The organism is Lysobacter sp. CCNWLW3 (assembly GCF_036697405.1).
GTDB lineage: Bacteria > Pseudomonadota > Gammaproteobacteria > Xanthomonadales > Xanthomonadaceae > Lysobacter.
Window position 1 is genome coordinate 15,611 of record NZ_JBAHWA010000017.1, and the last position, 19,508, is coordinate 35,118.

Consider the following 19,508-nt stretch of genomic DNA (forward strand, 5'->3'; position numbering starts at 1 on the left):
TGCGGGCAAGCCTCTCCGGCTTGCTTTGGACTGGCGACCGCGTCGGCGGGGCGGCGCGCCTCAGGCCGCTTCGGCGAATCCGTCGCGGGTGAGGTTGATCGGCGCGCCATCGGTGCAGACCACGTCGTCCTCGATACGGATGCCGCCGTAGGGACGGAACTGCTCGATGCGGTTCCAGTCCACCGCGTCGGCGTGCGGGCCCTGCTTGAGGCCGTCCAGCAGCAGGTCGATGAAGTACACGCCCGGCTCGATCGTCACCGCCATGCCGGCTGCGAGCTCGCGGGTCAGGCGCAGGTAGGGCTGACCCTCGGGCTTGGCGATCGTGCCGCCGCGGTCGGAGGCGGCGAAGCCGGCCACATCGTGCACCTGCAGGCCGATGCCATGGCCGATGCCGTGCGGGAAGAACACGTTGCTGACCCCGGTCTCCAGCGCCGACTCCGGCGAGAGCTTGATCACGCCGAAGTCCTTGAGGATGCCCGACAGGGCCAGGTGGGCGTCGAGGTGGATGCGCTTGTAGTCGTGGCCGGCGCGGACCTGGTCGCACATCGCCAGCTGGGCGGCGTCGACCGCGTCGATCAGGGCCTGGAATTCGCTGCCGGCGTCGGCGGCGTAGGTGCGGGTGATGTCGCAGGCGTAGCCGTGGTGGCTGGCGCCGGCGTCGATCAGGAAGCTGCGCAACTGCGCCGGCGCCTCGCGATCGAGTTCGGTGTAGTGCAGTACCGCGCCGTTCTGGTTCAGGGCGACGATGTTGTTGTACGGCAGTTCGGCGGCGTCCTGGCGCGCGGCCGCGCAATAGGCCAGGTGGATGTCGAACTCGCTGCCGCCGTCGCGGAACGCGGCCTCGGCGGCGCGGTGCGCGCGCACGCCGCGGCGCGTGGCGGCGCGCATCATCTCGATTTCGTAGGGGGTCTTGTAGGCACGGTGAAATTCGAGGTAATCGATCGCCGGCTGCGGGTTGTTGGGCACGTAGGCGCCCAACGCGCTCTGCGGCTCGCCGAGGATGGCGCAACGCGCGGGGTCGGCCGGCAGATGGGCCAGGGCTTCCTCGGGCTTGCGGATCACCACGATGTCGTAGTGCTCGACCCAGTAACCGTTCGGCGCCTGCGGGACCACGTGCCAGTAGTCGAACGGCTGCAGGTAGATCAGCTTGGGTTTGCGCCCCGGCGTGGCGACCAGCCAACTGCCGGGATTGCGGGTCAGCGGCAGCCAGGCCTTGAACTGCGGGTTCACGGCATACGGGTAATCGCGGTCGTCGAACACCTGATAGTGCGAGGTGCCGCTGGGCACGACCAGGTGATCGAGACCGGCGCGCTCCAGGGCCTCGTGGCTGCGGCGTTGGAGCTCGGCGAGGTGGGCGGGGTAAAGGCTCGCTGGATCGTGGCGCATCGTGAACGGTCTCGTGGGGTCGGGTCGTCCCGGGATTTTGACGGATTCCGTCCATCGCCGCTGGCCGTTGCCGCGCGCTCGGGCGTGCGCGGCTTTGCCGGATCGGTCGATGAAGCAAAACCCGTCGCTGCCGCCCGCCGGTCGACGGTATGGACCGGGCCGAGCTACGCCGGCCGGGCACGCCAGTCGCACACAAAATGCTGCGCCGCCGCATCCTGCGTCCTATCGGGAAATCGGGATTTCGCCGGGGAAAAACGCCGGTTCACGCAGTCCCATCGGTGCCCGCGTGCGCGTGTACACGAGCGCTGGCCCGACGGAGTATGCTGCCGGCCTGCGCATACCAACGCGTATGGGGAGGGGACTCGATGGCCGATCCTGCGCCGTCAACGCGCGAACCGGCATCGCTCGCCGACTACGGCGAGGATTGCGCCAGCCAATGGGAGAACATCTCCCTGCAGTACCGCGCCCCGCTGCGCGGCTTCTTCTCCAAGCGAGTCAAGGATCCTGCCGAAGTCGAAGACCTGACCCAGGAGGTGTTCCTGCACCTGGTCCGGCGCGCGCGCGGCGGGCCGATCGAACACGTCAAACAGTACGTATTCCAGATCGCCGCCAACGCGTTGCGCGACTGGGGCCGCCGCCGCCAGGCCCGCGACCAGGACGCGCACGTGTCCTTCGACGAAGAAATTCATCAACCCGCTACGGAAATCTCGCCGGAGCGCGTCTTACTGGGGGAAGAGGCGGTGAAATTGGCTGTCGCCGTCTTACGCGCGCTGCCGCAGCGCACGCGCGACGTGTTCGTGTTGCGCACCATGGAGAAGCGGAAATATATGGAAATTGCGGACATGTTGGGGATTTCCGTGCGCGCCGCCGAGAAGCACATGGCCAAGGCGCTGGCGCAGTTGGGCCGCGCCATGGACACGGAGATGCCGGAATGAGCCGGAGCGTACGAATCCGGGCCTGCGCCACGACCGCACGCACCTGCGCGGCCGGGCCGGGCCGGTCGGGGAGGGGCCTGGCATGAAGTGGAAAACCACCCCCATCGCGAACGGGCCGGGCCCCTTGCCGGACGACATCGACGAAGCGGCCGCGCGCTGGAGCGAAGTGCTGAGCGATGCCGAGCCCGGCGCCGACGACGCCCTGCGCGCCGCCTTCGAGGCCTGGCGCGGCCGCTCGCAGGCGCACGCCGCCGCGTTCCGGCGCGTGGAAACCGCGCGCGCCCTGGCGCAGGCGGTGGCCGATGCGCCCGACATGCTGGCGCTGCGGCGCGAGACCCTGGCGCGCGCTTCGAAATCGCGGCTGTCGTGCGCGGCCCGCACCTACGCTTATTCGATCGCGGCGTCCTTGCTGGTCGTCGCCGTGACCGGGCTGCTGATCCTGCGGCCCGATGCGCCGGGCCGCATGGTCCAGGGCGTGCAGGACGCGATCGCCGGCAATGTCCACGAAACCGGTATCGGCGAGCGCTCGGTGGTGACCCTGGCCGACGGCTCGGTGCTCACCCTGAACACCGATAGCCGGGTCTCCGTGCATTACGAAGGCAAGATGCGCGCGGTGACGCTGGAGCGTGGGCAGGCGCTGTTCAAGGTGGCCAAGGACCGCAGCCGGCCCTTCGTCGTCACCGCGGACGGCCGCCAGGTGACCGCGCTGGGCACCGAGTTCGAAGTGCACATGTCCGAGCGCCTGTTCGAGGTCACTCTGCTGGAAGGCCGCGTCAGCGTGACCCGCGAGCGTTCGCGGCCGGCCGCGATCGCCGCCGCGCCCACCGCGGAGCTGCGGCCGGGCCAGCAGTTCGTGGCCCTGGCCGCGACCGTGCCGCGGGTGCGCGCGGCCGACGTGAAGCGCGCTGTGAGCTGGCGCCACGGCCAGGTCGTGTTCGAGAACGAAAGCCTCGCCGACGCCGTCGCCGAGATCAATCGCTACTCGCGCCACCGCATCGTGCTCGGCGATACCCGCCTGGCCTCATTGAAGATCAGCGGCGCGTTCAACACCGGCGACACCGACACCTTCGTCGACGCCGTGACCGCCTACTTCCCGATCGAGCGCGCCGCGGACAGCAGCGAGGCGATCGTGCTGAAACCGCGGTCGCCCGAGCGCGGCTGAAGCCCGGGATGTCCACCAACCATGCGCGGCGCAGCAATGCGCCGCGCTCGACATCGTGCCCGGCCTGCGCGGGGCGCGGCATGACGATGCGTTCGGCCCTTGCGACGATGTCGACCGACCCCGCGCCGGCGCGATCGCGCGCGCTACGCCGCAGCGCAACATGCGCGATTTTTTGTTGCGATGCAAAACGCGACGCAGGCGAAACACGCGCCATTCGCGGCCGCGATCGCGTGCCGCAGCCGGATCGTGCGGGTACGGGTTCGGGTTTTCGAACGCGCTGCGTCCCTATAGAGACCAGGCCACATGAAGTCGGCCCGCAACCGGAGGGGAATCGATGCGAGTGCGAGACCAGAAGGGACTGTCGAGACGTGTACTCCAACCCTGCGTGCTGCTGTTGGCGCTGTTGCCCTGTCTGACCGCGTATGCGCGCGGCGATGCGGCCACCGCCCGATTCGACATCCCGCAGCAGCGTCTCGACGCCGCCTTGTCGGAATACGCGCGCCAGAGCGGCCAGCAGTTGCTGTACTCGCCCGAACTCGCGGTCGGCAAGACCGGACGCGCGGTGCGCGGCGAGAAGCCGGCGCTGCAGGCCCTGGACGAACTGCTCGCCGGCACCGGTCTCCAGTACTCCACCAGCGCCTCCGGCGCGATCCTCATCAACGGCAGTGCGGGCGGGTCGCCGGCGGCGGGGGACGCCAAACCGGCCGTCGCCCCGGCTCCACCGGGAAACGCAGAGGGGACCGCTGACACGCAGCCGGCAGCGGATTCCCAGGCAGAGCCGCAAACGGCGCCCGAATCCGCCCCCGTCAAAGGGCAGGCGGCGACCAACCTCGACACCATCGTGGTCACCGCGCAGAAGCGGGTCGAGCGCATCCAGGACGTTCCGATCGCGATCACCGCCTTCAGCGGCAGCGACCTGGGCGACCGCAAGATCGAAACCGGCGGCGACCTGGTGACGGCCACGCCGAACGTCAGCTTCAGCAAGACCAACTTCGCCAGCTACAACTTCCAGATCCGCGGCATCGGCACGCAAGCGCTGTCGGTGACCACCGATCCGGCGGTGGCGATCAGCTTCAACAGCACGCCGATGATCCGCAACCGCCTGTTCGAACAGGAGTACTTCGACGTCGACCGGGTCGAAGTGCTGCGCGGGCCGCAGGGCACGCTGTACGGCCGCAATGCCACCGCCGGCGTGGTCAACATGATCCCAAACCTCGCCGATCCCAGCGCTTTCGAGAGCTGGCTCAAGGTCGAGGGCGGCAACTTCGAGAGCAAGCGCTTCAGCGGCATGGTCAACCTGCCGATCAACGACGCGCTGGCCTTCCGTATGGCCGGCGCCTGGACCGATCGCAGCGGCTATATCGAGAACACCGCCACCGGCAAGGACGTGGACGATCGCAGCCTGTGGTCGTCGCGCGCCTCGCTGGTGTTCAAGCCCAGCGAGGCCACCAACCTGAGCCTGGTCTGGGAGCACTTCGACGAGGACGACCGGCGCGCGCGTACCGGCAAACAGCTGTGTCACACCGATCCCGGCGCCACCGACGTCGACGGCACTGCGCCCAACAGCTTCGACCGCAACTTCATGAGCCAGGGCTGCGCGGACGGCTCGCTCTACGACCGCGGCGCTTTCGGTCTGCCCAACGGCGGCAGCCTGCCCTGGGTGCTGGCCAGCGGTACCTTCCCCGGCACGTTGGCATCCGCGCTGGATCCCGACGGCAACTTCGTCGGCCCGATCTACCTGATCACGCCGGGCGTGAACCCCTACGAGGGCCGCACCCAGTCGACCGACCTGCGTCAGATCGAGACCACCTATGACCCACGCTTCCAGGCCAAGAACGATGTCGTCCAGCTCAACTTCGACACCGAGTTCAACGACCTGAAGTTCGTTTCGCAAACTCTGTACACGCGCGACAAGTACTACTCGACCCAGGATTACAACCGCTTCCAGTCCAACGCGGTGTTCACCGACACCGATCCGCTGGTGCAGATCACGCCCAACGGAGACCTGGCGCCGGCCTATCCGCTGGCGCCCAAGGGCGTGCTCTGCGATCCGCAGCTGGGGTGCTCGGACCGCATGCTCGGCGTCGACCTGGTCGATTCCTACAGCAAGCAGTGGTCGCAGGAGTTCCGCCTACAGTCGATGTCGGAAGGGCCATTCAACTTCAGCATCGGCGCCAACTACCTGTACTACTCGGTGGACGAGAGCTACTACGTCTTCAACAACGTCTTCACCGCGATCGCGCGCAACTTCAACAACACCGCCGGCGTCGGCCTCGGTTCCGGCAACACGCCGGTGGATTGCCCGCAGGGCAACGGCGGCGCGACCGTCAACGGCCTGGCCGGCTACCCCTGCGTCTACATCGACCCGAATTCGCTGGACAGCATCAACGGCCAGGGCCATAACTATTTCCGCAGCCGCAACGTCGCCAAGACCAAGTCATCGGCACTGTTCGGCGAGGCCTATTGGCAGATGTCCGACACGGTCAAGCTGACCGCGGGCCTGCGCCTGACCCGCGACATCAAGATCACCACGCCCTATCCGAGCCAGACCCTGCTGTCGGCCACCAAGTCCGGTCCGCCGTACTACTCCTTCGTCGGCGCCGGCTTCGTCAACAGCGGCTATCCGGCCCTGCCCGACGTCCGCCAGACCTGGAACGAGCCGACCGGACGCCTGGTGCTGGACTGGAAGCCCGACCTGGCATTCACCGACAGCACCCTGGTGTACCTGTCGGGCTCGCGCGGCTACAAGGCCGGCGGCACCAACTCGCCGGCGATCGGCGCCGATCCGGAATTCCTGAGCTTCACCCAGCGCGATCTCGAATTCGATCCGGAGTTCGTCAACGCCTTCGAACTGGGCATGAAGAACGTGATGGCCGGCGGCAAGCTCAATCTCAACGCCACCTTGTTCTACAACGACTACCGCGGCTACCAGGTTTCGCAGATCCAGGACCGCGCCACCTTCAACGAGAACTTCGACGCCAAGACCTGGGGCGCGGAGATCGAATTCGCCTGGCGGCCGACGCAGTCTTTCGCGCTCAGCGGCAACGTCGGCTTCCTGCGCACGCGCCTGAATGACAACCAGTACTCGATCGACGTGATGAACCGCACCCAGGGCAATCCCGACTGGGTGGTGCTGCGGCCGTGGGTGCAGCAGGCCTCCAACTGCATCGCGCCGCGCGACAAGGTCGCGCAGGTCATGAACATCATCTACGCCGGCGGCGACGTCACCTCCAACGCCGGCATCATCCTCAACAGCTTCTGTTCGCTGAACTATCCGGTCGCGGTGGGCGGCTTCACGCCAGGCGGCTCCTGGGGCGATGCGTTCGGCTTCTTCTACGATCCGCGCACCGATGCGCCCAACGGCGGCCAGGGGTTCTCGGCCGATGTCGGCGGCCACGAACTGCCGAACGCGCCGCACATCACCGCCAGCCTGAGCCCGCAGTACACCTTCTTCACCGCCCATGGCGACTTCACCGTGCGCGCCGACCTGTACTACCAGGGTAAGAGCTGGGCACGCATCTACCAGGACGAGATCGACCGCCTGCACGACTGGGGCAACGTCAATCTGTCTTTGACCTGGGAGAAGCCGGAAGCCGATCTGACCGTACAGCTATATGTCAAGAATCTGCTCGACGGCGAGGCGATCACAGGTACCTTCCTCAACAGCGACGACAGCGGCCTGACCGCGAACGTGTTCACCCAGGACCCTCGCATCATCGGCATCTCGTTGCGCAAGGGCTTCTATTGAAGCCGGATACGCGATTCACCCGGCGCGGGTCCCCTCGATGCGCGCAGGAAGCTCCCAAGCCCCCCGGAGTCGTCAGCGCGAACCGGTAGGGAGTGTCGCCACGACACGCGCGGTTCCTCGTGGCAAACCCGCCTGGCGCATCGCGCGCCAGGCGATTCCGGTAGTACTCGTACAAGGAGAGTTGAATACCATGAAGCTTAAGTCAGCCATCCTCGCGGCATGCGTTGCGGCAGGCGCGTTCTGCTCCACTTCCGCTTTCGCCGGTTGGGAAATCTACGACGCCGGCACCGGCACCTGGGGCGACGGTACGGTCACCCTGTCGGGCCCGACCTCGGCCACCGTCAACGGTATTCCGGCGCCGTGCACCGCCAATTTCACCCTCACCGTGACCGGCGGCGTGGCCGTGGTCTCGGCCGCGACCTTCACCGGCAGCTCGACCTGCACCAACATCACCTCCACCGCCGCAACCCCGCCGCATTGGTCAGTTTCCGGCACGGCCTCGGGCACCTCGGTGGCCACCACCGTCGGCGGCATCAGCATCACCATTCTGGGCAAGACCTGCACCGGCAGCGTCGGCGGCACGCTGACCAACGCGCACCCCTACACGGCGCCGGTGCCGCCGAACACGACCCACAACTCGTTTACGTTCCCGGTCACCAGCCTGCCGGTCACCGGCGGCGGTACTTGCACGGTCAAGTCGAACCCGGCGCTGACGTCGAGCAAGCCCATCCAGCTGACGCCCTGAATGCGGAAGGCCGTGCGATCAGATTTCCGGTGCAGGTCGTAACGCGGTTGCCGCGTCGGTAGCCGATCGCGTCCAGGTACGGGCCATCCCCGCCGCCACGAGCACGGACCGCTCAAAGCATGGATCGCTTTAAGCGGCGCGGGATGCGCCCACCGCCGTCCACGCCTCGCGTAGATGGCGGACGGACGTATCGCTTCGATTCCAACAGCTGCCGTCGACAGCGCCGCGAACCCCACCCCTGGTTCGCGGCGCATCGGGGTCATGGTCGCAACGGCCGTCCCATCCAAACCAGGAGTTCCATCATGTTCAAGACGACGCTTTCCGTGGCTTTCGCCACGGCCTTAGCCGGAATCGCCGTCACGTCTGCCGCCTCCGCGGCGGTACCCACCGGTCCTTACGCGATCTTCAAATACTGCCCGTACAACAATCCGCAAGTCGGCGCCTGCGTGGTCAACAACACCACCTCCGGCACGCTCGCGATCGGCTCGACCACCCTGCCGATCACCCAGCCGATCGTGCTGCAGGGCGGCGTGATCGACACCGGCCCCTCGCCGCTATTCGACGCGGTCGGTGCGGCGACGCTGTCGTCTCCGCCGGCGAAGGTGCCCGGCGGCCTGCTCGGCATCACCAACCCGCTGCCGGAATGGCCATTGCCGCTGTGGGTCGCGTTCTGGAACATCGTCGGTACGGTCAACGACGTGACCGCGACCATGGAGCCGGTCGACACCATCCAGACCAACTTCGGCAATGCACTGTTCCCGCCGGACGACGGCAGCGACCCCACCGCCGCGGCGCTGAAGGTGCGCGTGCGCCTGCAGAACCCCTTCCTCGGCAACGGCTGCTATATCGGCTCGGCGCAGGATCCGATCACGATCAGGTTGCAGGCCGGCACCACCGCGCCGCCGCTGCCGAACCTGCCGATTTCCGGCAATCCGGGTACCTACGATTTCGAGACCACCGATCCGGACAACGGTTACAGCGTGCTGCACATCAGCGGAAATACCTTGGTCGACAACTCGTTCGCTGTGCCGGCTGCGAAGGGCTGCGGCAACATCGCGCTGGGCTTGCCTATCATCACCCAGCTGCTGGACACCCTGGTTTCGGGCGCGGTGAATCTGAAGGTGGGCCTGCCCTCGGTCTCGGGCAAGAACACCGCGATCATGAGCGGCAACGCCCACATCGCCGGTACGCCGTCGGTGCTGTCCAGCGTTCAATAAGGTGACCGATACGCGCGGCAACGGTTCCCACGCAGGGCGGCTCGAAAGAACCGCCCTGCGCTATCATCGCGGCATGAATCGTGGGGTCCTGTGGGTGGCGTTGATCGCGACGGCCATGGCCGTTGGTGCGTATTGCTTCGAACGTTTCCGCGATCACGGCGGCGCCATGGCGAATCCGGCGCAGGCCGCGACCCGGCACGCCGCGGCGGGCGCGCCGGCCGCCGGACGCTCGGATGAGGCGGCGGCGCAGCCGGTATCGGCCTTGCCGGGCGCCGCCGCGATACCCTTGAGGGACGCCTACGCGCAGTTGCGCGCGCGCGCCGAAGCCGGCGACGTCGCCGCTGCGACCCGTTTGTACCGCAATGTTGGTTTCTGCAGCCGCCTGCCCGCGCTGGACGCGATGCTGACGCGCACGGCAGACGAACTGCTGGCCGAGAAGCCTGCCGCGATGAGCGCGCAGCAGCTGCGCGACTACAAGATCCAGCTCGACGCCATCGAAGAGCGCAAGCCGGTCATGCAACGCTTCCACGAGCTTTGCGGCGGCGCCAGCGAGGACATGCTCGCCAGTCTGGTCCCCAGCATCCAGCGCGCCGCCGAGCTCGGCGATGTCGATGCGCGCGCCTGTTACCTCAAGCAGGGGCCCAACCTGGACCCGCGAAGTTTCGCGACGCGGCCGGAACTGTTGGACGGCTATCGCCGCAGCGTCAAGTCCCTGATCGACTCGGGCATGGCGGCGGGGGACTGGAAAGTGGTCGATATCGTGCGCAACGCCTCGCGAGTGGGCTCGGAGAGCCTGCTGTCCGGGCTGCTCGGTTCCGACCCCGCGCTGCACTACCGCTATCTCAAGCTGTACCGGCTCGGCATGGGCGCGCGCGAGGGCGCCCGCCTGGATCTGCAACTGGATGCCGCGGCCGCATCGCTGTCGCCGGCGCAGCGCATGGACGCCGACGTCTGGGCGCAGACCGCCCTGCACAAGCATTTCAGCGGCCACTCGGCGCAGGACGCGCCCGAGGGCTGGGACCCTTGCGGGTTCTCCTACGAATGAATCCTTCCATCGGCGCTGCGGCGGCGACTCCGTCCAGATCTTCGACATGAGCAAATATCGATTCCTACTCTTGGTTTGCCTGGCGCTGACCGCCGTCGTCGCGGCCTATCTGTTCGGCCGCAAGGACGGCGCGGCGGGGCCCGGCGTTTCGATGGCGGGCGCACGCGCGGCCGAGTTCGCCGGGCCGGCGCCAGGCAGCGAACTGCCGATCGTGGCCAAGGCAGCGATCGACTTCGACCGCGGCGCCTCGATGCCGCCGCTGGGCACGCCGCTGAAGAACGTTTACGCGCGCTTGCAGGCGCAGGCGAACGCCGGCGACGGTAGGGCCGCGGCGCGCCTGTTGCGCGACCTCAACCGCTGCAGCCGCCTGCGCGCGACCGAGTGGTCGACCATGCGCGCGGCCGCCGACCTCACCGAGCACAAGACCGAGAACTTGAACGCGGCGCAGCTGCGCACCTATCAGACCCTGCTGGAGTCCGCCGAAATCCGTCAGCGCGAACTCCAGGAGGAGCGCACGATGTGCGAAGGCGTGGGCGACGAGATCCTCGACACCTTGAACGCGAACCTGGCCCAGGCCGCGCGGCTGGGCGACGCCGACGCGCGCGCCTGCTATCTGAGTCGCGGGCCGCTGTACGACCAGCGCGGCCTGCTCAAGCAACCGGGGGCGCTCGGCGCCTACCGCCGCGAGGCCGCGACCTTGATCGAGACCGGTCTGGCGGCCGGCGACTGGCGCGTCGTCGACCTGCTGCAGAGCGCTTACGAACCGGGCGCACAAAGTCTGCTGGCCGGCCTGGTCGGCGCCGACGTCTATCATCACTACCGTTATCTCAAGCTCTATCGTCTCGGCGCGGAGAATTTCCGCACGCCCCAGCTCGACCGTCAACTCGCTCTGGTCGCGACCAATCTGAGCCCGGCGCAGCGCACGCAGGCCGACGAATGGGCGCAAACCACGCTGCGCGAGAACTTCAACGGCGACTCCACCGCCGGTACGCCGCAGGGCTGGGACGCCTGCGCGGCCTTCGGCGGCTGATCCGCCCCTGCGACGACCAAGCCTGTGCGTCGCGCAAGGCGAGGCACAGGCCCTTCGCAGGGCCGAAGCAGGCGAGGCCAACCTAGAATCCGGCCGCGATGCCATTTCAGCCGGTTGCGCCGAGGTGGCGACGCCGCGCGTAGCGCTGCCTACGTCACAAAATCCGATATCCGCGACAGCGCGATGCGCACGCGGGCCATCGCCGATGGCCGCTCGTATCGCCCGGATTTCGTAAGGGTTCTTGTAGACGTGCGGAAACGCGGGGCAGTGCGCTCGGGCTTCGTGAACGCAACGTCGAAGCTCGCCGAGGTGGGCGGGGTATAGGATCGCTGGATCGTGGGACATCATGGAGGGTCTCTTGGGGACATCCAGGGATTCAGAGCACGCCTCTTCGTCCTCGCTGGCCGGCCCGGTGGGCGGCGGTCGCCGCTTTACCGGCGAAGCCGAGCCCACGCCCGGCAGCGTGCCCGAGCGGATCGCGCCGTTGGGAATCCCGGCCTGGGCCTGGAGCCTGCTCGCGCTGGCGTTCGGCGTCGGCCTGACCCTGTGGCTGGGCGGCGCGCAGCAGCGCCGCGTGGTCGACGACCGCACCGCCGCGCTCGACAGCAGCGCCGAGCGCGGCTACCACGCCATCGTCGATCGCCTGCAGGCCTGCGAACTGCTGTTGCGCTCGGTCCAGACCCTGTTCCTGACCTCGGACACGATCACCGCCGAGGAGTACGCCAATCTGTACGCCAACGTGCGCCCGCGCGAGCGCTTCCCCAGTCTGCAGGCGATGGCCTATTCGCGCCGCGAGCCGCGCGTGGACGGCGATCACTACATCACCGACCTGGTCGCGCCGCTGGCCGGCAACGAGCGCCTGATCGGGCTGGACGTGAACCTGCAGCCGACCAACCTGGTCGGCGTGCTGAACTCGCGCGACAGCGATCAGGTCGTGCTGTCGGCGCCGTTCCGTCTGGCCCAGCAGGGCGAAGCCGACCCGCGCCGCGACGGCGTGACCATGCGCCTGCCGGTATTCACGACCGGTCCGCCGCCGGCCACGCCCGAGCAGCGCCGCGCACGCATGCGCGGCTCGATCGCGATCTCGTTCCATGCCGGGCGGCTGATCGAAGGCAGTTTGGGCGAGGACGCACGTCGCGAGCTGCAGGTCGAAGTCAGCGACGTCACCGACGGCGCGGTCGGATTGTTCGCGACCGGCCCGGCGCCGGCGACGCCCACCGGCTATCGCTTCGAGCGCGAGCTCGACTACGGCGGCCGCCGTTGGCGGGTGCGCATGCACGCCCTGCAACCGATCGCGGACGCGGCCAGCGAACGCAATTGGATCCTGCTGCCCGGGCTGCTCGCCAGCGTGCTGCTGGCCTTGCTGGTGTGGTCGGTCGCGCGCACGCGCCGGCTCGCGCTGGAACTGGGCTCGCGCATGAGCCGGCGCTACCGCGAAAGCGAGGAGCGCTTCCGCGCCCTCAACGAATTGCTGCCGGCGCTGGTGCTGCTGGCGCGCCGCGACGACGGCCGCATTTCCTACGCCAATCAGGCCTCGCGCGCGCGCCTGGGCGAGACCGTGTATGAAGTGCCGTTGCCGGAACTGTTCGAGGACGAGCTGTTGCGCGACAAGCTGCGCGCGGCCGATCTGGTCGACTGCGCCAACGCCGAGGCCATGCTGCGCAGCGTGAACGGCGATCGCTTCTGGGCCAACGTCTCGATCACCAGCGTGGTGCTGGAGGGGCACGCCAGGCTGCTGATGGTCGCCTCCGACATCTCCGAGCAGCGCCAGCTCACCGAACTGCTGACCTACCAGGCCAGCCACGACACCCTGACCGAGCTCTACAACCGGCGCGAGTTCGAGCGCCGGATCGAGCGCGTGCTGGCCGGCGTGGCCGCGGGCGGGCCGCCCTGCGCGCTGCTGTACATCGACCTGGATCAGTTCAAGCTCATCAACGACACCTCCGGCCACGTCGCCGGCGACCAGCTATTGAGCCAGCTGGCGACGATGATGAGCAGCCATCTGCGCGGCGGCGACGTGCTCGCGCGCCTGGGCGGCGACGAGTTCGGCGTGCTCGCGACCGAGGTCCACGACCAGGCCGGCGCGGCGCTGGTGGCCGAGCGCCTGCGCGAGCACATCGACGGCTACGTGTTCGTGTGGGAGCAGCGCACCTACACCGTCACCGCCAGCATCGGCGGGGTGATGCTGGACCGCTCCAACGTGACCCTCAAGGATCTGCTGTCGCAGGCCGACACCGCCTGCTACATGGCCAAGGAGAGCGGCCGCAACCGCGTGCACTTCTATTCCGAGCACGACGACAACGCCGCGCGCCGGCGCAGCGAGATGGAATGGGCCAACCGGCTGCGTTGGGCGATCGACGAGGGGCGCTTGCTGCTCAAGTACCAGGAGGTCTGGCCGTTGTCGCCCAGCGCCGAATCCGGACTGCACCTGGAACTGTTGCTGCGCTTCCGCGACGAGCAGGGTCGCCTGGTGGTGCCCGGCGCCTTCATTCCCGCCGCCGAGCGTTACGGCTTGATGCCGATGATCGACCGCTGGGTGATCGAGACCGCGCTGGCCAATTTCGACCGGCTGCATCCCTCGGGCGCGCAGTTGCGCACGGCCACGATCAACCTGTCCGGCGCCAGCATCGAGGACGAAACCCTGGCCGATCTGATCCTGGAGCTGCTCAAGCGCCATGCGGTCGCGCCCGAGCGGGTCTGCTTCGAAATCACCGAGACCGTGGCGGTGCGCAACCTCGCCCAGGTCGCGCGCTTCATCGAGCGCCTGCGCGCGGTAGGCTGCCGCTTCGCCCTGGACGACTTCGGCGCGGGCATGTCCTCGTTCGGCTATCTCAAGAATCTGCCGGTGGACATCATCAAGATCGACGGCGCCTTCATCCGCGATCTGCTCACCGATCCGATGAGCCATGCGATCGTGAAGGCGGTGACCGACATCGGCCACCAGCGCGGCTTGAAGGTCATCGCCGAATGGGTGACCAGCGACGAGATCCTGCTGGAGCTGGGGGCGATGGGCGTGGACTACGCGCAGGGCTATGCCTTGCATCAGCCCGAGCCGGTGCCGTTTCATCGGCGATAAGCGGGTTCACGCGAGCGTAGTGGACGGCGATGGTGCGGTTATCGCCGCACCCCGCGGCGGAGCGCTTGCGAAGCAGGATGCGGTGAGCCGAAGGCGAGCCGCATCCTCGCGCGCCCCCGAACCGCGCCGGCGACCGCAGGGACGGAACGAACCTGGGCGAGCCTAGCCAACCCCGCTCGCTCCTCCACGCTCACTCCTGCTTCACTCGTACGTGCCGCCCGGCGAATCCAGCCACTGCCGCAGCTGCAGCATCTCGCTTTCCAGCATGGTGATGAAGCGGAAACCGGTCCAGGTCTGTCCGGGCATGCTGGTGCGGTCCTGCCACAGCAGGTGCGCGCCGACTTCGATCGGCGAGGTGCGGTGCGGGGCGTCGCGCAGGCTGAAGCGCAGCTGGTACAGCGCGTCGTCGACCAGCGGCGCGTTCGCGATCAGCAGCATGCCGGTCTCGGACAGATTGCTGAGCTGGCCGATCGCGATGTCGGTCATGGTGTCGACGACCTGCACGGTATCCTGGACGCGGCGACGGCGCACGCGGCGGAATTCCTCGCTCATGCCTGCGCCTCCTCGGCCTTCTGGCCGCCGCTGACGAAGCCGCGCAGCACGCTCAAGGCGGCGTTCCAGGCCCGGTCGACCAGGCGGCCCTTCTCGGCGGTGACCACGCGCGCCTGGCCATGCGCCATCATCCGCGCCAGGCTGTCCAGCGACTGTTCGCCGATGCGCTGGCCGCGCTGGTTCACGAACAGGGCGTTGTCGGTGACGGTGCTGAACCACGACAGCCGCCTGCGCACCGCATCGCCCTGTTGATTGGTGACGAACTCGAACCAGGTGCCGAAGGGCAGGGTACGGATGTGCTCCCAGCAGCTCTGCTCCTGCTCGCTGCGCGCCGGCAGATCGCGTTTGACCGTGCCGCTGTCCTCGCCCAGGCGCGCGCGCGCCTTGAGCTTCATCGCCAGCTCGGTGCGCGAGGCGATGTCGTCGTTGGCGGCGGTGGCGCCGACGGTGAGCTGGCGCGAAATCGCGTTGGCCTCGTCGGCGTGGTAGCCGACCAGGGTCAGGGCGTGCTCGATGTCGCCGTCCAGGCCGCCGGGCGCCTGCTCGCCGCCACCGACCACGTTGGCGGAGACGATCTGCCGGGTCGCTTCGACCTGGCGCCGCCATTCATCGGATTCCTCGCCGTGGCGCAGCAGGGTCAGGGTCAGCACGTCGGACCAGGCCTGGGTCAGCAGCGCCTGCACGAACTTGGGCAGCGACTGGCCGTGGATCGCCGACTGGATCGCCTCGCTGGCCTGTTGCTTGGCCATCTCCAGCTTTTCCTTGCCGCGCGCGGCCTCGACGTGGCGGCGTTCGGCGACCTCGGCCTTGCGCGCCATCGCGCGCAGATGGTCCTGCAGGCTCTGGTTGGCCGCCTCGAACACGGCGGCGTCCCCGTCGTAGTGCTCGACCACGTGATCGACCGCGCGCCGCAACTGATCGTTGAGCAGGGGGTCGGACTCCTCCTTCGGGGTCCAACTGGCGCCGGCTTCGGCGACCGCGTTCAGCAGTTGCCGCGCCGGATGCTGGCTGCGCACGAAGAAGGCGCGGTCCTGCAGCGCCAGGCGCAGCAGCGGCACCTGCAGGCGCCCGAGCAGGCCGGAAGTGGCGGCGTCGCCGCGCAGCTCGCGTTCGATCTCGCCGTAGAACAGGTCCAGCAGCTCGAACGCGTCGCTGTCTTCGCGCGACAGGCTCGCCGCCTCGCCGCGCTGCTGGCGGGCCTGGGCGAGCAGGGTCTGGCGCAGGTCGGCGACGCTGCGTTGCGCCGGCGTCGCGTGCGCGGGCGTGGCCTGGAGCGCGCGCAGGGAGTCGATGAGATCGTCGGTGGCCAGCGGCGGGCGCGCGGCCGGCTGTGCGCCGGGGCGCAGCTTGCCGAGCAGCTCGCGGCGCCCGGACAGCAACTGCTGCAACGAGGCGTAGTCGCCGCTCTCGTCGCCGCCGGCCGCGATCGCGGCGGCGTCGGTCTGGCCGGTCCAGGCGGTATAGGGACGCGCGCCGCGCGGCGTGCGTGCGCCGTCCTCGCGGGCGCTGCGCGGGTCTTCGCCGCGCTCGACGTTCTGCGCGGTCGGACGCGCGCGGATCGGCACGAACGACAGACTGGGCAGCACGTTCTCGCGCGCCAGCAGGGCGTTCATGGTCTCGACCAGTTGCGCGTAACCGGTCATCACCTGCTGGTCGTAGATGCGGTACAGATCGAGCTTGGCTTCCGGGCTGATCTGCAGCACCGAGCAGGCTTCGGCCAGGATCCGGCCCAGGCTGTGCGGTCCCAGCGGCAGGCGTTCGGCGTCGTAGGCGGGGGCGCCGGCGAGCACGCCGAAGCGCTGGCCCAGCAGCATCAGGGGCAGGCCGGCGCGCGCTTCCTGACGGGTCGCGATCGCGCGCAGGGCGGTGTGTTCGTCGACTTCGTGATCGTCGACCAGACGCAGGTCGCGGAACGTCGGCAGGGCCTGCGCGTCCTCGCTCGTCGCCACCGGCTCGCGCACCTTGGTGAGCGCGGTTTCCAGCCCGACCAGGTAGCGCGGGACCAGGTCGACCCGGTTCAGGCGCACCAGGCGCAGGGTCTCCAGGTGCACCGATTGCAGGCTGGGGTTGCGGGCCTGGTCGGCCTGGCGGAACAGCTGCTGCTCGTACTCGATCAGCATCAGGTCCAGCGCGCGCGCCATTTCGTCGGACACCAGGGCGTACAGGTGCTCCAGCACCCGCCGCACGCGCTTGGGCATCGCCGCGGAGGCCAGCGTAGGCCGCGGGAACGATTTGCCTAGCGGTTCGAACGTCGCTGACATGCGGAGCTCACCAATACCGGATCGGGCGATCTAATCACGCCCCCTTGAGACCCGCCAGCCCTGTCGCTGCCAAGCGGCCGGAATGGAGCGACCACCGATTCGAACGCGCCACGGGGCGGCGCGCGGCCAGCGCGCGGCGGCGGGCGCTGGCCGCCATGCTGCGGGACAGCACGGCGCACGCGCGAAACCCGCGCCGGCGCGGGCGCTCAGTCCTCCAGGAACAGCGCGACCACGTCGTTGGTGTAGCGCCGGCCGAGCTCGGTCGGGCGCACCCGGTCGCCCTCGCGTTCCAGCCAGCCCTGCGCGTAGGCGGCCTGCAAGGGCGCGGCTATGGTCGCCAGGGACAGCCCGGTGCGCGCCTCGAAGTCGTTCACGGCGAAGCCCTCGACCAGGCGCAGCGCGTTGAGCATGAATTCGAACGGCCGCCGTTCCGGACCGATGCGGTCGTCGCCGCCGATCGCCTCGGCGCTGCCGGCGCGGGCCAGGTACTGGGTCGGATGCTTGATCTTCCAGCGTCGCAGCACCGCCTGCTCGGCGCCCAGGGTGATCTTGCCGTGGGCGCCGGCGCCGACGCCAAGGTAGTCGCCGTAGCGCCAGTAGTTGACGTTGTGCGCGCAGCGCCGGTCCGGGCGTGCGTAGGCGCTGACCTCGTACTGGGCGTATCCGTGCGCGGCCAGCAGGGCCTGGCAGTGCTCCTGCATGTCCCAGGCGCCGTCGTCGTCGGGGATGCCCTGCGGCGGGCGCGCGGCGAACACGGTGTTGGGTTCCAGGGTCAGCTGGTAGTGCGAGACGTGGCTCGGATCCAGCGCGAAGGCGCGTTCCAGATCGCGCTCGGCCATCGCCAGGCTCTGCTCGGGCAGGGCGTACATCAGGTCGAGATTGAGATTGTCGTAGCCAGCGTCCTGGGCCAGCTTGACCGCCGATTCGGCCTCACCGCTGTCGTGGATGCGGCCCAGGCGGCGCAGGCAGCCGTCGTCGAAGCTCTGGATGCCGAAGCTCAGGCGGTTCACGCCGGCGGCGCGGTAGAGCTCGAAGCGGCCGTGCTCGGCGGTGCCGGGGTTGGTTTCCAGGGTGATCTCGCAGCCCGGCGCGAAACGCAGGCGCGCGCTGGCGGCCTGCAGGAAGCGGTCGATCGCCTCGGGCGGGAACAGGCTGGGCGTACCGCCGCCGAAGAACACCGTCTGCACGGTGCGGCCCCAGACCAGCGGCAGGTCGTGGTCGAGATCGGCGAGCAGGGCGTCGACGTAGTCGGCGAACGGCAGCGGGCCGCGGCCTTCGTGCGAATTGAAATCGCAGTAGGGGCATTTGCGCACGCACCAGGGCAGGTGCACGTACAGCGACAGGGGCGGCAGCGAGAGCATGCGGCGGTTTACCGGGCCGCCCGCGGCTGGCGCGCGCTCAGGTCGATGCGGTAGTCGACGATGCGGATGCCGTAATCGCGGCGCATCGACAGCGGGTCCAGCAGCGCCGCGTCGTCGGCCTCGCCGGCGTCCTGGCCGATCACCACGTAGGACGGCTGGTCCTGGCCATGGTTGACCAGCAGTTCGCAGTCGCCGGGGTCGTAGGCGACCTGGCGACCCTTGCGCGGCGCGCCCAGGCCCACGTACAGGCCGCGCCCCTGCGCCATCGACATGCTCCAGCGATTGGAGTTGTCGCAGTCGCCCAGGTATTCGCGGCCGCGGTAGACGCAGACCAGGCTGTTCTCGACCACGCCGCGGCGGCCGTCCTGTTCGTACTCGATCCGGAACGGGAACGCGTAGCGGCGCTGCGCGGGCGTGGCGTCGCCCTGTTCGCGGATTTCGTCGCGGCTGCAGGTCAGCGGCGACAGGGCGTCCAGCGAGCGGCAGCCGGCGAGCGTCAGCACCCCGGTCAGGGCCAGGGCGGCGGTGCGGAGGGGGGAGGTATGCGGCATGCGGGTCGGATTCGGTTCGATGGGGCGGGCGCGCCGGCCCGGCGATTAGACCAGGCGGTGGCGATCAGGATACGCGCGCGGGCGGCGAGGGCCGGTGACGCCTGCCCGGGTTCCGGCGCCGGCCTTCACAGGCCGCGATAGCGGCCGACGCGGCGCTCCGACAGGGTCAGCGCGTCGCCGCGCGCGTCGATCTGCGCGTAGCGCGGTTTCGCGGCGGCCAGGCAGGCGTCGTAGTCGGCCTGCGAGGCCCAGCGGTCGATGCTCAGGTATTCGCCGTCGGCTTCGCCGCGCAGCAGTTCGGTGCCCAGGTAGCCGGCGTACTCGCCAAACAGCGCGACCCAGCCGCCGTCCGGGCCGTACAGCGCCTCGAACTCGGCTTCGCGACCGGGACGCACCTGGTACTGCCAGAGCACCGCGAACATGCCGGCCGCCGCCATGG

14 protein-coding genes are annotated in these 19,508 nt (G+C 68.9%); 8 read left to right on the forward strand and 6 right to left on the reverse strand.

Features of this window, described 5'->3' with window-relative positions; all coding sequences use genetic code 11:
- Positions 1-60: 60 nt before the first annotated feature.
- Positions 61-1,386, reverse strand: a complete 1,326-nt coding sequence (gene pepQ, locus V1318_RS18415) for a Xaa-Pro dipeptidase (RefSeq protein WP_332941210.1) — start codon at positions 1,384-1,386, stop codon at positions 61-63.
- A 365-nt stretch (positions 1,387-1,751) separates the two neighbouring features.
- On the opposite strand from pepQ, the gene V1318_RS18420 reads away from it, so the two are divergent.
- The 8 genes from V1318_RS18420 to V1318_RS18455 all read left to right on the forward strand — a co-directional run bounded on the left by V1318_RS18420 (position 1,752) and on the right by V1318_RS18455 (position 14,344).
- Positions 1,752-2,321, forward strand: coding sequence for a sigma-70 family RNA polymerase sigma factor (locus V1318_RS18420; protein ID WP_332941211.1), 570 nt, complete (start codon positions 1,752-1,754; stop codon positions 2,319-2,321).
- An 82-nt stretch (positions 2,322-2,403) separates the two neighbouring features.
- The gene (locus V1318_RS18425; protein ID WP_332941212.1) at positions 2,404-3,483 is read left to right on the forward strand and encodes a FecR domain-containing protein; all 1,080 of its coding nucleotides are present in this window, start codon (positions 2,404-2,406) and stop codon (positions 3,481-3,483) included.
- 385 nt (positions 3,484-3,868) lie between these two features.
- Positions 3,869-7,231, forward strand: a complete 3,363-nt coding sequence (locus tag V1318_RS18430) for a TonB-dependent receptor (RefSeq protein ID WP_332941213.1) — start codon at positions 3,869-3,871, stop codon at positions 7,229-7,231.
- A 190-nt stretch (positions 7,232-7,421) separates the two neighbouring features.
- A complete protein-coding gene (locus V1318_RS18435; RefSeq protein WP_332941214.1) occupies positions 7,422-7,976 on the forward strand; it encodes a hypothetical protein in 555 nt (184 codons plus the stop codon).
- A 302-nt stretch (positions 7,977-8,278) separates the two neighbouring features.
- Positions 8,279-9,193: a hypothetical protein gene (locus tag V1318_RS18440; protein WP_332941215.1), complete on the forward strand. Its 915-nt coding sequence runs from the start codon at positions 8,279-8,281 to the stop codon at positions 9,191-9,193.
- Between the two features lie 73 nt (positions 9,194-9,266).
- On the forward strand, positions 9,267-10,238 hold the full coding sequence (locus V1318_RS18445; protein WP_332941216.1) for a hypothetical protein: 972 nt from the start codon (positions 9,267-9,269) through the stop codon (positions 10,236-10,238).
- Positions 10,239-10,284: 46 nt separating this feature from the next.
- Positions 10,285-11,268 carry a hypothetical protein gene (locus V1318_RS18450; protein WP_332941217.1) on the forward strand — a complete coding sequence of 328 codons (984 nt, stop codon included), beginning with the start codon at positions 10,285-10,287 and terminating at the stop codon, positions 11,266-11,268.
- Positions 11,269-11,626: 358 nt separating this feature from the next.
- A complete protein-coding gene (locus V1318_RS18455) occupies positions 11,627-14,344 on the forward strand; it encodes an EAL domain-containing protein (protein ID WP_332941218.1) in 2,718 nt (905 codons plus the stop codon).
- 201 nt (positions 14,345-14,545) lie between these two features.
- Here V1318_RS18455 and V1318_RS18460 read toward each other — a convergent pair whose 3' ends face one another.
- From V1318_RS18460 to V1318_RS18480, 5 genes are all read right to left on the reverse strand, one after another.
- Positions 14,546-14,896 carry a PilZ domain-containing protein gene (locus tag V1318_RS18460; RefSeq protein WP_332941219.1) on the reverse strand — a complete coding sequence of 117 codons (351 nt, stop codon included), beginning with the start codon at positions 14,894-14,896 and terminating at the stop codon, positions 14,546-14,548.
- Positions 14,893-17,157 carry a DUF1631 domain-containing protein gene (locus V1318_RS18465; protein ID WP_332941220.1) on the reverse strand — a complete coding sequence of 755 codons (2,265 nt, stop codon included), beginning with the start codon at positions 17,155-17,157 and terminating at the stop codon, positions 14,893-14,895. The genes V1318_RS18460 and V1318_RS18465 overlap by 4 nt, the downstream gene beginning before the upstream one ends.
- Positions 17,158-17,363: 206 nt before the next feature.
- Entirely contained in the window at positions 17,364-18,518 is a 1,155-nt protein-coding gene (gene hemW, locus V1318_RS18470; RefSeq protein WP_332941221.1) for a radical SAM family heme chaperone HemW, read from the reverse strand.
- 8 nt (positions 18,519-18,526) lie between these two features.
- Positions 18,527-19,069, reverse strand: coding sequence for a hypothetical protein (locus tag V1318_RS18475; RefSeq protein ID WP_332941222.1), 543 nt, complete (start codon positions 19,067-19,069; stop codon positions 18,527-18,529).
- Between the two features lie 125 nt (positions 19,070-19,194).
- A complete protein-coding gene (locus V1318_RS18480) occupies positions 19,195-19,506 on the reverse strand; it encodes an antibiotic biosynthesis monooxygenase (protein ID WP_332941223.1) in 312 nt (103 codons plus the stop codon).
- Positions 19,507-19,508: the final 2 nt, after the last annotated feature.